This window comes from Bacteroidota bacterium (genome assembly GCA_005882315.1).
GTDB lineage: Bacteria > Bacteroidota > Bacteroidia > Chitinophagales > Chitinophagaceae > VBAR01.
Genome location: VBAR01000001.1, coordinates 1,340,611 through 1,355,237, shown reverse-complemented (window position 1 = coordinate 1,355,237; position 14,627 = coordinate 1,340,611). Strand labels below are relative to the sequence as shown.

Sequence of the window (14,627 nt, the reverse complement as noted above, 5' to 3'; positions counted from 1 at the left end):
TATATGTCTTACTGCAAATATATCAGCACCCTTAAAGCCGGCGAACAAGCTGCACATAAGGAATATCATGATAAACAATATGGCTTTCCTATTCATGATGATAATGAATTATTCTGTCGTTTGATCTTAGAGCTCAACCAGGCAGGATTAAGTTGGACAACTATTCTTAACAAACAAGCAGGTTTCAGGAAAGCTTATCACAATTTTGAACTTAAAAAAGTTGCAGCTTATAAAGAAAAAGATTTTAACCGGCTGATGAATGATGCGGGCATCATCCGCAACCGTTTAAAGATTAATGCAGCTATTGAAAATGCAAAAACAATCTTGCAATTGCAGAAAGAGTTCAAGTCATTTAAAAACTGGCTTGATCATCATCATCCGAAGACAAAAGATGAATGGACAAAGCTTTTTAAACAAACCTTTCGTTTTACGGGTGGTGAAATCGTAAATGAATTTCTGATGAGTACAGGTTATCTGCCCAATGCACATGAAGAAACCTGCCCGGTTTATAAAAAAGTCTTAAAAGCAAAACCTTCGTGGAATAAAAAGTAAATGGGCGGGCTGTGTTTCGGTAATATTTATATACATTTAGTAAATCTTCCCACAAAACCAACTTAAACAGCCCCATTATGAGCAACCAATCTGCCGGTACAGGCAATTCAATTGCTGTTCCTGTAAGTCTTAACGAAAATGAATCACGGATCTTCTCAGTGGATGTTTTAAGAGGTATTGCCATCCTTGGCATCCTGCTTATCAGTATCTGGGAATTGGGTGGTTTTAGCGTCAATGAACAAACAAGACTGCGCCTGCTACACAAAGGTCTTGACTATAACCTGTTTGCCAATGTCCTTATTTTCTTCGAAGGAAAAATGCGGGGATTGTTTGCATTGATATTTGGTACAGGCATGATGCTCTACCTCACAAGGCCCAACCAGTTTACCATGCCGCAGACACATGAATATTATATAAGACGCCAGTGGTGGTTGATAGCTTTTGGTGTAATAGCAGCATTTGTTATTCTGTGGCCAAGTGATTTATTGTTTCATTTTGGTGTATTAGGCATCCTGTTGTTTCCCTTTATGCGGATGTCTCGCAAAGCATTATTGATAGCAGCTATTATATGTACAGCTATTTACTGCGGTAAAATGTACTGGAACTATGCGGATGATAAAAAAATGTTGAGAAAGTATAAAGCTGCGACGTTGGTGGAGGATAAATTTAAAAAAGATAGTACAGAACGTCATCGTAAAGATAGTATTGCAAACATGCCGGTTGATTCTATAAAAGTCAGGGATTCTATCGAAAAGAAAAACGACACATTAGTTCGCCAGCAAAAGATGGATAAAGAATCATGGGAACGAATGGCCAAGAATATTAAGTATGATTCAACAAAGGCTAATGAAAAATCAGAAAATGAGGCAATGCGTTCAGGTTATGGAAAAATATGGAATTACCTGCTTCAACGATCACAACAAAAAGAATCAGTCTGGTTATACCGGGTTGGGTTCTGGGAATTCGGTTCGCTTATATTCCTTGGTATGGCGCTGTATGGTTTTGGATTTTTCAGTAGCAGTTTTTCAAAAAACAAATATCTCTTATTTGGCGTGATCGGTATTGCGGTCGGTTTTCTGCTCGCCTGGTGGCGGCTTGAATTGACATATGCTAAAATACCAGATTATGAAAAATACATTAATGGACATGCCATTCCGCCTAACCAGTTTTTCCCTATTGAAAATATTGTAATGACCTTCGGCTATGCAAGTCTTGCTTTGTGGTTTATCAGGCTCAATATTCTTCAGTGGTTATGGCGTGGTTTAGGTGCAGTCGGTCGCATGGCATTTACCAATTATTTTATACAAATTGTTTTCTGCACCTGTTTCTTCTATGGTCATGGTTTTGGTTATTTCGGAAGGTTATCACAGAAAGAACTTTACTTTTTAGTATTAGAAATATGGCTGGTGCAAACTGTGTTCTCTGTACTCTGGCTCCGTTTTTATCATTATGGGCCGGTAGAGTGGGTATGGCGATGGTTGATTTATGGTAAACGTTTTCCCAACAAAAAGGAAACTGCTTAAAACTTCAACCAAAATTTTATAACACTCAATAAAATAATTTATGGAAACGATAGCAATACATAATCCTGCACCGGTAGCACAAGCAGACCGTATCAAGACGATTGATATGATACGCGGATTTGCTTTATTAGGAATTCTGCTCATGAATATTCCCGGGTTTGGGATCAATTGGGATTCCTGGTATAATATTATGCATGGTCCTCATAATACGAAAGACTATTATACACTTACTGTCATCAGTAGTTTTTTTGAAGGTACAATGCGTGGCTTATTCTCTATGTTGTTTGGGGCTGGTATGGTCTTGTTTACACAAAACAAACATGAGCTACCCGACGGGCCATCCGTTGCAGAATATTATTATCGTCGCCTCTTATGGTTGGTTGTATTTGGTATGTTCAATGCATTTATTCTTTTGTGGTTTGGCGACATCTTATATTTCTATGGCATGTGCGGAATGATCTTATTTGTATTCCGCAAAACAAGTCCGAAATGGTTAATTGCACTGGCAATTGTTTGCATGTGTATTACCATGTTTAAAAGTCAGCAAGGCTGGAATGAATCCCGTGAACAGAGAAAAGATTACCTGGAAGCAGTACAAGCAAAAAAGGACAGTGTTAAACTTAAACCCGAACAACAAGGAGCAATAACTGCATGGGAAAATATTGAAAGCTGGAGATCCCGGGGTCCCGATACATTCTGGGTCAACCGCAACCTGAGAAATATGCGCTCAGATTATGCAACCGTTTTTACATACTGGGTTCCGATGAATGTGGATGGTGAAACAAACGGATTGTATCAATCGTGGTTCTGGGATGGACTTACAATGATGTTTGTTGGTATGGCATTACTGGGGCTTGGATTTTTAAGTAATAAACTTTCTACCCCGACTTATGTTATGTGGTTACTGATCGGTTATGGTATAGGTATTCCTATAGGATATCTTGCTTATAAACAGGGCCAGTTGTTATCTGTAGAAAATTTTACTTACTATGTCGATCGATATCGGATGACGCCTGACTTGCTTTATGATATCCGACGGGGATTTATTTCCGTTGGTCATGCCAGCTTACTCATATTAATTTACCGGAGTAAAATTGTTCCATGGTTAATGAGGGCTTTGGCCAATGTGGGACAAATGGCGTTTACTAATTACCTTATGCAATCCATCATCTGCAGCTGGTTTTTCTACGGCTATGGTTTTGGATTTTATAATAAACTGAAATTTCACGAACTCTATTATTTTGTATTTGCCGTTTGGGTATTTCAGTTAATTGTTTCGTCTATCTGGTTAAAATACTTCCGCTTCGGACCTTTTGAATGGGTATGGCGATCGCTTACATACTGGAAAAAGCAACCAATGAAACGATAATTTCTTTTACCTTTCGCAAATGGTGAAAAAGAAATTACGGATCATATTGGTATGTTGCTTTCTTTCCTGTTTACAAATTGGTTTAGCGCAGGATAGTATCCCATCTTATATCCGCACAAGTGGTAAGCTGCCGCAGCTTGCATACAGCAGTGGTGAAGACAGGTTGGGCGGCGCCAAAATGGGATACATTGATACAAACATTGTATTAAAAGTTTTGGATACGCTGAAAAATTTATACAAGGTCCAGCTATCAGCCAATCATTATGCATTCATAGAGAAAAATTATGCGCAACCCGTCCCTGATACAATATTAAAAACAGCAGTATCAGAAAGCTGGCGGGTAAAGGGTGATGACCAGTTTGATTCTGTTAGCATTTCTCTCAATGGTAAGGTGGCTTATAAAAGCTGGATGGAAATAGATCCTTCGAGAATAAAAGTTGAGCTCTACAATGTTCAATCAAACACCAATTGGATCACACAACTAAAGTCTGCCAAAGCAGTAAAAAATGTTTGGTATGAACAAACAGAGAGTGATGTGTTGCAAATCACCATTGAATTAGTAAAGCAACAACATTACGGTTACAGCATTGGATATAACGGAAGATCATTACTCCTGAAAATAAGAAGAGTTCCTGCCATTCCTGATATCCGCAAAATGACAATTACTATTGACGCAGGACATGGCGGAACAAACACCGGTGCTTCAGGTACAAACAGCGGTATTCTTGAAAAAAACTATACCCTCTTGTTTGCAAAAGAGCTGCAGAAGATTTTAAAAGCTCAGAAGGTAAAAGTGTTGATGGTGAGAGAAACAGATACCACTATTGATAATAAAGACCGTGTACTCTGGGCTCAGCAAAACAATCCCGATCTTTTTATTTCATTTCACTTAAACTCATCCGGACGAAACACAGCAAGAGGAGTTTCCACTTATTATAAACATGTAGCCTACCGTTCATTTACAGTGAGCTTGCTTAACCGTTTACTACAAATAAAAAACCTGGAAGAGTTTGGTAATGTAGGCAGCTTTAATTTCACTCCTATTCAACCAACAGATTTTCCAAGTTGTCTTGTAGAGATCGCTTTTCTCAGTAATGCAGCAGATGAAAAAATGATCCTTGATCCAAAGTTCCGTTATAAAGTTGCTTACCAGGTTTACCTGGGTATAAAGGACTGGATTAAACAGTGGAAATAATTTCCCTCACTATATTTGATAATGCAACCGCATACTGAACAAAATAATACGGGTGATAAATGGCTTTATTTTTTAATTGGCCTTGCTGTTCTTACTAATTTCAGCGGTTTGTTCATCCCATTAATGGATCCGGATGCTTCAATCTATGCCACCATCAGTCGTCATATGGCAGAAAGCGGCAATTACACGAATTTAATTCACGAAGGAAAAGATTGGTTGGATAAACCGCATTTTCAATTCTGGATCACAGCTTTTTCATTCAAAATTTTTGGCGTGCATGGTTGGAGTTATAAGTTACCCGGGATTCTTTTTGTACTGATGGGTGCCTACTATACTTATTTATTTGCAAAAAAATATTATTCAAAACAGGTTGGCTTATGGGCGGCATTCTTTCTGCTCAGTGCACAGCATATACTTTTATCAGATAATGATATCAGGGCAGAGGCTTATCTCACAGGTTTATTGATCGCTGCTATCTATCATTTTGCTGTTTGTCTTGATGATAGAAAAAATATACATCTTGTTATAGCTGTTTTCTTTTCTGCCTGTGCGGTAATGACCAAAGGTGTTTTTACATTGATCCCTGTTGCAGGTGCTGTTGCAGGAAATTTGATCCTCAAAAAAAGGTGGAAAGATCTTTTTCATATCCGTTGGGTGTTTGCAATCATTCTGCTTATTATTTTCATCAGTCCCGAGATCTATAGTCTCTGGCAGCAATTCGATCGTCATCCCGAAAAAACAGTATTTGGAGAAACCGGTGTGTCGGGTATTCGTTTTTTTCTTTGGGATAGCCAGTTTGGTCGTTTCTTTAACACCGGGCCCATCAAAGGAAAAGGAGATCCGTCTTTCTTTTTACATACGTTACTTTGGGCTTTTCTTCCATGGTCAATAGTTATGTACATGTCTTTAGTTCATCGGTTCAAAAACATAAAACAGCAAATCGCTGTTGAAGCAAATGAATGGTATAGTTTATTGGGTAGCTTATCAGCTCTTCTTATTTTTTCATTATCAAAATTCCAACTACCGTATTATACTAATATTATATTCCCGCTGTTGGCAATATTAACAGCTCGGTATATTTGGATCAAATCACCACATCCGCAAACTCGGCTGATAAAAATTATTTTGTACAGTATCATAACAATACTATTAGTTGCTCCGATAGTACTGCACATACTATACAAACCGGGGGCAAACATTTTTCTAATTATATTGCTTTTTGCATTAGCCGCTTTTCTTTTAATTGTGCTGCCGGCAATTGCAAAAACGGAAGGTTTAAAAAAAGTACTATTTCAAACCGGCTCAGCTATTCTTGTTGTTAATCTCTATATCAATCTTATTTTTTATCCTGATCTTTTAAAATACCAGGGAAGCAGCGAAGCGGCATTTTATATGAACAAAAATTATCCGGGTGAAAAGGTTGTGTGCCGAACTACTTATGACGCTGCATTTGAGTTTTATCTTAAGTCTGACATTTTGCACATTGGTAAAAACTCCAATGATTTGAATTACCCGGGTACCTGGTATGTGTCAGTCGCAGAACTGGACGAGTTGAAAAACAAATCGCTTTCATTTCGGGTTTTAAAAGAAGTTCCCATCTTTCGTATTACTTTGCTATCATTAAAGTTTATCAATAAAAAAACACGGGACATCCAGCTAAGTAAACTATATCTTATCCGGGTTGAGCCAAATAATATTACTCAATGATCCAGCCACGATGGAAAAAAATATTTGCGAGCTTTTCCATTTATCATATAATGGTTATTGGTTTTTTATTGCGTTTACTAGCCGCCATTTTTTCCAAAGGTTATGCTTTTCATGATGATCACTTTGATGTAGTAGAACTTGCACAGAAGTGGCGGGATGGTGTGAATTTCTATTGGATGGAAGGCCCCATATATAATGTAAGCCTTATTTACCCCGGCCTTCATTATCTTCTTTTTGAAGCCTGTGAAAAATTGGGAATAACAAACCCGCAGGATATCATGTTTATTACAAGATTGTTGCATGCACTGTTATCTGTTCTATCCATTTATTATGCATACCTGCTTTCACTTCGCTTGTCACCAAATAAAAACAGTGCTTTACTTATTGCATGGTTGATGGCGGTTTTATGGTTATTCCCTTTTATGTCTGTGCATAGTCTTCGTGAGTTTATCTGTATTCCTTTTTTACTGGCAGGAAGTTATCATATTGCTAATCCGCAACCGACTAACCGTTCTTTGTTTCTTGCTGCTTTGTTTTTTGCAATTGCTTATTGCTTCAGGCTGCAAACAATTTTTATTTCAGGTGGCATAGGTTTGTTCCTGTTATTTCAAAAGGGTCAATTACCCAATGCCATTAAATTCGGTGTCGCATTTATTCTTTCTTATTTTCTTACCCAAGGGCTTTTTGATTATCTGCATTATGGAAATCCTTTTGCATCTACTCTTGCTTATATTCAATTCAATGCAAACTCAACCAATATTGGTGTACAGCCGCAGGGTCCGTGGTATCAGTACATCGGAACCGTTGCTGGTGTTCTTTTTATTTTTCCTTTTGTGTTGCTGACATGGGGCTATTTTGTAAGTGTGAGACTATCAAAAACACTGGCGATGTTTTTTGTTGCATCATTATTCTTCTTTGTCTTTCATTCTTACTACAGCAATAAACAGGAACGTTTTATTCTTCCCTTTGTTCCCTACTTTTTAATACTCGGCGTTATCGGGTTTCAGTATTATTATGAAAAAAATATTTCTAAAGTATGGTTGCAGAAAGCAACAAAGTTTGTGTTGGTTTGGTTTATTATTTTAAATACTGCCGGGTTGCTGGTAGTTACGTTTACTTATTCCAAACGATCAAGAGTGGAAGCCATGAGTTACCTGAAAAAAAAGAATGATGTAGAGAATCTTATTCTTGAATATGACCGTAGTTCATCGATGCTGCCCTTATATTATCTTGGCAAACACCTGGATCATTTTGTGTTGTCGCCGGAAAAATCAATTGCAACTTTAAAAAATGAAATTGATACTTCTTCAAATGCAAAACCAAACTATGTGATCATGGTTGATGATTCAAACCTGGAACAACGTTTACAGCGGTTACGTGAAATTTATCCGGATATAAAACCTGAAGCCGTTATCGAACCCGGGCGGGTCGATAAAATCGTTTATCGCCTTAACCCCAAACATAATCCTAACGAGACCTTATACATTTACAAACTTTACTAAAATCAGTTTTGCAAAAACCGTTCAACTCTTTCTGTAACAACTGCGGCTTCAATACCTGTGATGCAGGGCCGTGTAACACAACTTGTCTTCCTGTGATTGGATGCACTTACGCAAGGAGAACATGGCAATCCTAAATAAAATGGTTCAGCATTACCACCAATTGGCAAATACAGGTTCGGAGTTTCAGGACCAAACAAAACAAAAACTTTCAGTGGGGTAACAGATGCAAAATGTGCCGGGCCTGAGTCGTTTGTAAGCATCATCTTACTAACAGAATACAACGGCACCAGTTCATCAAACGAAAAAAACCCGGATGAATTAACGCATTTTTTATGGCCGATCATATCTGTTACTTTCTGCACATATTCTTTTTCTGCAGGGGCGCCGGTCATAACGATAATAATATTTTGAAACCGGTTTAATAAATTTTTTCCAACTACTGCAAAATTCTCCTGCGGCCAGCGACGCTGTGGCAACAGATCAGATGCATTTACATTTAATAATATAACTGCTTCGTTATTCCAATCGGGGTAAAGTTGTTGAATCTTGTTTTTTACAGTATTGATCGATGATTGTGTAACATCCGCTTTTGCAAGTTGTAATTCCTCCGGACGAACAGGAACTGTAGCATACGCATTATCAAAAAGGCCGAGTGCTTTATTTACCAATGAAACAAAATTAACAGCGATATGTACATGCGGATTATAACGAACAGTTTTGTTAACCAGGTTGCCCCTATATAGGCCTTCATCATGCAAGTTGGTATATCCAATTCTTGATTTAGCGCCGCTGAATAAACTTATTAAAGCTGAGAATCTTGAGAATAATTCAAGATCGATCGTCGTCGTTATTTTTTTCTTTCTGCACCATGCCATGAAACGGAAAATATCCTTCGTCAATGCGAAGAGGTTGTCAGCATCCATTTTAAAAACATTTTCTTCTGGTATCGTTTTCAGTATCTCAAGGCTTTTATAGTTCTTCTTAAAAATGACAAAGAAGAGTTCCGCATTTCCCTGCTGTTTTAGTTTACGCATAGCGGGGTCGGCAATAATGGCGCTGCCCATCTCTGATAATTCAATGAATAAAGTACGGCTGATATCGGGTTTTGTATTTCTTGCGGAACGGAAAAGGTCGATCAACCAACTAAAGGGTGACAAAATAAAACAAATGGGCACTCCCACCCATTGGTCAATTTTCCGCATTGTATCTACTGTCATGCTGAAGGTGTTTGAATGTAAATTGCGGGCAAAAATAAACTAATTCAATTTTGCCTGAGTTATTAATTCCATTTACCAAATGTTCATTTTATTTTTGAATAACTGACACCAGCGTGAAATCAACTGATTTAAAAAAGATAGTGATAATTGGACCGGAAAGCACCGGCAAAAGCACTCTGTGTGAGTTGCTTGCACAGCATTATAACGCTTCGTGGTGCCCGGAGTTTGCAAGAGAATACCTGCTAACAAATGGAATGAATTATTCGTATAGTGATTTGCTGACCATTGCGAAAGGGCAGATTGCCATGGAAGAAGAGTATACTCAGTCAGCAGTTCACAATCAGCAATCACTTCTTTTCATAGACACAGATATGTATGTGATGAAAGTATGGTGTGAGTTTGTTTTTGGTAAATGTCATAAATGGATCACCGATCGGGTAGCTGAAAGAAAATATGATCTCTACCTGCTTTGCAATATTGATCTTCCATGGGTAAAAGATGAATTGCGTGAATACCCCGACCTGGAAACAAGGGCAAAACTCTATACTATCTATAAAAATATAATGGTTAAGCAGCCTGTACCGTGGGTTGACATCAATGGGAATTATGAAGAACGTTTGCAAAAAGCAATAACAGCAGTAGATACACTGCTGAAGAAATAAATTGTTGGTATTTTCGATTCATCAATGAAATTATTTTTCCGCCAACATCAACGGCTTCTTTTTTATGCTGCATGGATTGTGTTAGGCCTGCTCCAATCGGGCCTTACGGAGTTGCAGGATGACGAAGCATATTATTGGGTGTATTCAAAATACCTTGATACCGGCTACTTCGATCATCCGCCCATGATCGCTGTGCTGGTGAAAATGGGATATGCAATCTTTCCAAATGAACTTGGGGTTCGATTATTTCCGCTGTTGCTGAATGTGCTGTCGTTAGTGATCATTGAAAAATTGCTGAATTACAAAAATGATCTGCTGTTTTATGCTATTACACTTTCAATTGCAGCATTACAACTTGCAGGTTTTATTGCTGTGCCGGATATCCCGCTGATATTTTTTACTGCTTTATTTTTCTTCTGTTATAAAAAATTTGCAGTGAAACAGTCTTTGAGCAATAGCTTGCTGCTGGCTGTTTCTATAGCATTGCTTTTTTATACAAAATATCATGCTGTTCTCATTGTGTTGTTTACTTTACTTTCCAACATAAAGTTGTTTGCGAAACCACAACTTTATCTTTCTGGCTTTATTGCATTGGTATTATTTGCACCCCATTTGTTCTGGCAATGGGAGCATAACTGGATCAGTTTCCGTTATCATTTATTTGAAAGTAATGTTAACACCTATAAATTTTCATTCACCACAGATTACCTGGCCGGACAAATTTTAATTGCGGGCCCTATTGCTGGTTTCATTTTATTACCTGCTGCTTTTTTATATAAAACAAGATCAGCAACAGAAAAAGCAATGAAGTGGACAATAACAGGGATCTATATTTTCTTCTTTTTGAGTTCTTTTCGTGGAAAAGTGGAAGCTAACTGGACAAGCCCTGCATTAGTCCTGTTGATCGTTTTAAGCCATCAATACTTAAACGAAAAGCTAAACTGGCAGAAATGGTTATTGCGCTTATTACCCGTCACACTTTTATTGGTGATGTGTATGCGGGTTTTTATGATTGTGGATATTTTGCCGGTAAAAGCTATTCAAAAAAGATATCATGCCTGGAAAGAATGGCCCCAGCAGATGAAGCAATTGACGAAAGGTTTACCCATTGTATTCAGTAATTCCTATCAACGGGCATCGAAATATTGGTTTTATAGCGGGCAAATGACCTATTCTCAAAATGATGTAGCAGAACACCGTAACAATTATAATTTCTGGCCGATAGAAGGTGAAATGATAGGGAAGCCTGTTTATTTTCTGGATATTTATCGTTTGAACCGCTTTACAGATTCATTGAAAACACCGATCGGTTATGTAGGATACCGATACGACTCTTCGTTTATCTCATTTGCATCTTATAATATAAGTACTGGTAACAGGTATAAAGCAATAAACCAAAATGATAGTCTTGTTCTTTATTGCAGCAATTATATGAACCGTTATCACAATTTATACATTAAGAAAAATCCAGGTACCCTGTATTCTTCAACTCTTATTTTTTTCGAGCAGGGAAAAATAATTAAGACAATTCCTTTCTCTTTACAACTTGAAAAAATGGGAACAAAAAACCCTGAGCCTTTTTCGGTTTACCCGGATTTGCCAAAGGGCAAATATCATTTCATTATTTCTATCAAAGTTCCTGGCTATAACGCTACCCATAACAGCGAAAATATTGAATTGATAGTTGAATAACTGCGATAGAGGGTGCCATCTGAACACGTTTAATTTTTAATTATATCCTGTATATCCTCATCTTCTTCTACATTATTCATCTGGTTTAGTATCCAGCGGGATTTATAAGATACAAACCCGGAAACAGGTTTTACTGTATAAATTTTTGGATTGGGAAAACAGGCAGCAATCATTGCTGCTTCTTGCCTTGATAGTTCGCTTGCGGGTTTATTAAAATAAGCATGTGCTGCTGCTTCAATGCCAAAAATCCCTTTTCCCATTTCAATACAGTTCAGGTATACATCGAGTACTCTTTTCTTACCCCACATATTTTCGATCATAAATGTCAGGTACGCCTCAAGTCCTTTGCGGAAATAAGATTTTCCTTGCCATAGAAAAACATTTTTTGCTACCTGCTGGCTGATGGTACTGGCACCTGCTCCCGGCGGAATTTTTTTCTTTTTACTTTTCTTTCTTTTCGGCGGTGTAATACTCTTCTTAATTGCATTCCAGTCAAACCCGTTATGGTCAGGAAATAGTTGGTCTTCACTTGCAATAACAGCGAGCTTCGCATTGTAAGAAATGCTATTGAAATTAACATAATCCCTCTTCAATCCATTTCCATTAAAGAGATTACTAAGCTGTGTGATAGTAACCGGCGGATTGATCCATTTAAGCACAAGGAGATAGACCAGCAGGGCCGCATGCAAATACACTAGAATGCGGAAACTGGTATTTACAATTTTATGAATAAATGGTTTTTTCCGTAACCATTTAAAATAAATAATGATGAATGCTGTGAGTATACACAAAATGACTATCAGTTTCAGTCGTTGCATATTACCATCTGGCATATGCGTTGTTACTTTAAAAAAGAAATAAATAACAAAAACAACCTGGATGAGGAGACTGACAGTAACAGCTGTTTTTACAGTTTTGCGAAGCGAAAATTTTTTTCCGGATTTTTTTTTTGTCGCCATGAAGGGCACAAGATAAGGATTGCTGAAAAATTACCGGATATCCCAGATACGCAGAGTATATTTTTTGCCAATCTTAAACTTGTGCTTTTTGAGTGAAATAGATTTTAGTAACTGAAAAACATAAGGTGAGTAGCCAATAATAGCCGCAATACCCAATGCTGAAGGAAATTCCTTCCAGTCTGCTAATACCAACCCGGCTGTAACAAGACCGACGCCCAATGTTACCCAGGCAAATTGTTCTGCATTAATCTTCATTTTTTCTTTTTCCCTTGGAAATTTTATGGTCGCAATATCATTTATTGCTATTGTGACATAACTGAAATAGATACTGTCCTTTTCCATATCCTGTAATGCTCCTTTATAGATATGGTTATCTTTTGCTGTTATCACGAAAATGGTTCCTGGTTCAATTCTTTTTTTAATTTTTCCATTTTTCTTCAGGTGCAGTTGCACGGGTGGTTGCGAAAAGCCATTAATAAAAATTAATAGAAAGAAAAGCAGTAGAAGTTGCTTCATACCTGAAAGTACTAACAGAATAGGTGTAATAAGAAAATAGATTGTTAAATGAGCAGGATTAAATTTTCCCTGTTTGCAGAAACCGGTTCCATTCTTCCAGCATTTTACCCTTCATTACCCGAGGAAATTTGTGCTGGCTGCCGAGCTTGCCCTTCTGTTCCATGAACTTTAAAAACTTTTCTTCCGGCAGTTTTTCGAGAAAAACGTCTTTTAATGCGCTGTCACGTTCAGTAGCATAGTCATCATTCAATGCCCGTAGGTTTTCATCAATACGTTTGCGAATACCTTCCGTATCACTCACATCATTGCAGGCGATATACCATTTGTGAGCAAAAAAACTTTCATGCGGAAAGCCGACAACGGTGTATTCTGGAATTGAAATATTAAACTCTTCACTCACCAATTCGATTGCCTTATTCATGTTCTCTACACTCAGGTGCTCGCCAACAAGACTTAAAAAATGTTTGGTACGACCAGTGATCAGTACTTCGGCTTTTTCTTTATCAACAAATCGTACCGTATCGCCGATCATGTAGCGCCAGGCGCCGGCATTGGTACTCATCAGTATCGCATAATCTTTTCCTTCTTCAACCTCATGAATCATTTTTGCTTCTGCATTTTCCTGGATCTTTCCTTCACTGTCAAAGTTTTTATCATCAAATGGAACAAATTCAAAGAAGATATTATTATCAAGTACCAGCTGCATGCCTTTGGCGTTCTCCCGATGTTTGTAACCAAGAAATCCTTCGCTGGCTAAATAGTTCTCAATATAAATGATCGGCTTACCTAATAATTTTTCAAACCCTTTTTTATAAGGTTCAAACGCCACACCTCCATGAACAAAAAATGAAAAATTGGGCCATATCTCATGAATGTTTTGAACCTTGTAATGTTCGATCACCATCTCCATACACATTTGGCACCATGCGGGTACACCCACGATATAACCAATATCCCATTCTTTTGCATGCTCCACAATTTCAGTCAGCTTCTGGTTCCAATCTTTGATGGCAGCAATGCGACCGCCGGGTTTATAAAATGTTTGAAACCAGAATGGACGTTTCTTTGCAAGAATGCCACTTAAATCTCCGGCATACCATCCCGCATTTCCTTTTTGCAGATCTGTTGCACCACCCAGCATCAAAAACCCTTTTGTCATTGCATTGCGTGGCAGGTTTTCATAACTGAATAAACTAATGAACTGTTTGATGTAGTTGATCGTATTGCTGCGTAGCAATTCTTTTGTAATAGGAATATATTTACTAGCTGCTTCCGAAGTTCCGCTGCTGAGTGCATAATATTTTATTTTGCCTGGCCATGCAACATCAGGCACTCCATCCAATGTCTTCTTCCACCAATCGTCGTAAATTTTATTATAGTCATGAATAGGTACCAGCTCCTGGAATCTTTTTCCGGCATGACGGCTCAACAGGATATCATCAAAATGATACTGCTGGCCCAATTCTGTAAACCTCGCTTTCTTTAGTAATTTCTTCAGCACTCGCAGTTGCTGGCGTCTTGCATCATTTTGCGGAATGCGCAGTGCGGCAGCTATTGCCCTGGGAAGTTTAAGATCAATGATTGATGCCATTTGGTCGGGTGAAACTTATTTTAAAGTTACGTACTTATTGCACTGCGAAAGTTGCGAATATAAGGGAGGATTTCTTATTCGAAGCCTCTAAAAGCAGCTTATGAAACACCGTTTATATAAATGAATTCATCTTTCACTTAAA

At 37.9% G+C, this 14,627-nt stretch carries 12 protein-coding genes; 8 read left to right on the top strand and 4 right to left on the bottom strand.

The annotated features are described in order from the left end of the window. The first annotated feature begins 3 nt into the window (after nucleotides 1-3). The 6 genes from E6H07_05640 to E6H07_05615 all read left to right on the top strand — a co-directional run bounded on the left by E6H07_05640 (nucleotide 4) and on the right by E6H07_05615 (nucleotide 7,848). Nucleotides 4-552, top strand: a complete 549-nt coding sequence (locus E6H07_05640; protein TMI65404.1) for a DNA-3-methyladenine glycosylase I — start codon at nucleotides 4-6, stop codon at nucleotides 550-552. A gap of 77 nt (nucleotides 553-629) precedes the next feature. Further along, nucleotides 630-2,075, top strand: coding sequence for a DUF418 domain-containing protein (locus E6H07_05635; GenBank protein ID TMI65403.1), 1,446 nt, complete (start codon nucleotides 630-632; stop codon nucleotides 2,073-2,075). 40 nt (nucleotides 2,076-2,115) lie between these two features. Further along, a complete protein-coding gene (locus tag E6H07_05630) occupies nucleotides 2,116-3,444 on the top strand; it encodes a DUF418 domain-containing protein (GenBank protein ID TMI65402.1) in 1,329 nt (442 codons plus the stop codon). Between the two features lie 19 nt (nucleotides 3,445-3,463). Continuing rightward, nucleotides 3,464-4,639, top strand: coding sequence for an N-acetylmuramoyl-L-alanine amidase (locus E6H07_05625; GenBank protein ID TMI65401.1), 1,176 nt, complete (start codon nucleotides 3,464-3,466; stop codon nucleotides 4,637-4,639). A 21-nt stretch (nucleotides 4,640-4,660) separates the two neighbouring features. Further along, on the top strand, nucleotides 4,661-6,346 hold the full coding sequence (locus E6H07_05620) for a glycosyl transferase (protein TMI65400.1): 1,686 nt from the start codon (nucleotides 4,661-4,663) through the stop codon (nucleotides 6,344-6,346). Then, a complete protein-coding gene (locus E6H07_05615; protein ID TMI65399.1) occupies nucleotides 6,343-7,848 on the top strand; it encodes a hypothetical protein in 1,506 nt (501 codons plus the stop codon). The genes E6H07_05620 and E6H07_05615 overlap by 4 nt, the downstream gene beginning before the upstream one ends. A 2-nt stretch (nucleotides 7,849-7,850) precedes the next feature. Here the strand turns inward: E6H07_05615 and E6H07_05610 are convergent, their stop codons facing one another. Then, the gene (locus tag E6H07_05610) at nucleotides 7,851-9,065 is read right to left on the bottom strand and encodes a glycosyltransferase family 9 protein (protein TMI65398.1); all 1,215 of its coding nucleotides are present in this window, start codon (nucleotides 9,063-9,065) and stop codon (nucleotides 7,851-7,853) included. A gap of 113 nt (nucleotides 9,066-9,178) precedes the next feature. Between E6H07_05610 and E6H07_05605 the strand changes: the two genes are divergently transcribed. After that, entirely contained in the window at nucleotides 9,179-9,727 is a 549-nt protein-coding gene (locus E6H07_05605) for an ATP-binding protein (protein ID TMI65397.1), read from the top strand. A 24-nt stretch (nucleotides 9,728-9,751) separates the two neighbouring features. Continuing rightward, nucleotides 9,752-11,419: a glycosyltransferase family 39 protein gene (locus E6H07_05600; GenBank protein TMI65396.1), complete on the top strand. Its 1,668-nt coding sequence runs from the start codon at nucleotides 9,752-9,754 to the stop codon at nucleotides 11,417-11,419. A gap of 29 nt (nucleotides 11,420-11,448) precedes the next feature. Here the strand turns inward: E6H07_05600 and mtgA are convergent, their stop codons facing one another. The 3 genes from mtgA to E6H07_05585 form a co-directional block, all read right to left on the bottom strand. Beyond that, on the bottom strand, nucleotides 11,449-12,237 hold the full coding sequence (gene mtgA / locus E6H07_05595) for a monofunctional biosynthetic peptidoglycan transglycosylase (GenBank protein ID TMI66472.1): 789 nt from the start codon (nucleotides 12,235-12,237) through the stop codon (nucleotides 11,449-11,451). Between the two features lie 171 nt (nucleotides 12,238-12,408). Then, on the bottom strand, nucleotides 12,409-12,894 hold the full coding sequence (locus E6H07_05590) for a hypothetical protein (protein ID TMI65395.1): 486 nt from the start codon (nucleotides 12,892-12,894) through the stop codon (nucleotides 12,409-12,411). A 58-nt stretch (nucleotides 12,895-12,952) separates the two neighbouring features. Continuing rightward, nucleotides 12,953-14,485, bottom strand: coding sequence for a GH3 auxin-responsive promoter family protein (locus tag E6H07_05585; protein TMI65394.1), 1,533 nt, complete (start codon nucleotides 14,483-14,485; stop codon nucleotides 12,953-12,955). Nucleotides 14,486-14,627: the final 142 nt, after the last annotated feature.

Coding starts and splice junctions, on each gene's coding strand:
- E6H07_05640 (TMI65404.1), top strand. CDS start 4: ATGTCTTACTGCAAATATATCAGCACCCTTAAAGCCGGCGAACAAGCT.
- E6H07_05635 (TMI65403.1), top strand. CDS start 630: ATGAGCAACCAATCTGCCGGTACAGGCAATTCAATTGCTGTTCCTGTA.
- E6H07_05630 (TMI65402.1), top strand. CDS start 2,116: ATGGAAACGATAGCAATACATAATCCTGCACCGGTAGCACAAGCAGAC.
- E6H07_05625 (TMI65401.1), top strand. CDS start 3,464: ATGGTGAAAAAGAAATTACGGATCATATTGGTATGTTGCTTTCTTTCC.
- E6H07_05620 (TMI65400.1), top strand. CDS start 4,661: ATGCAACCGCATACTGAACAAAATAATACGGGTGATAAATGGCTTTAT.
- E6H07_05615 (TMI65399.1), top strand. CDS start 6,343: ATGATCCAGCCACGATGGAAAAAAATATTTGCGAGCTTTTCCATTTAT.
- E6H07_05610 (TMI65398.1), bottom strand. CDS start 9,065: ATGACAGTAGATACAATGCGGAAAATTGACCAATGGGTGGGAGTGCCC.
- E6H07_05600 (TMI65396.1), top strand. CDS start 9,752: ATGAAATTATTTTTCCGCCAACATCAACGGCTTCTTTTTTATGCTGCA.
- mtgA (TMI66472.1), bottom strand. CDS start 12,237: ATGCAACGACTGAAACTGATAGTCATTTTGTGTATACTCACAGCATTC.
- E6H07_05590 (TMI65395.1), bottom strand. CDS start 12,894: ATGAAGCAACTTCTACTGCTTTTCTTTCTATTAATTTTTATTAATGGC.
- E6H07_05585 (TMI65394.1), bottom strand. CDS start 14,485: ATGGCATCAATCATTGATCTTAAACTTCCCAGGGCAATAGCTGCCGCA.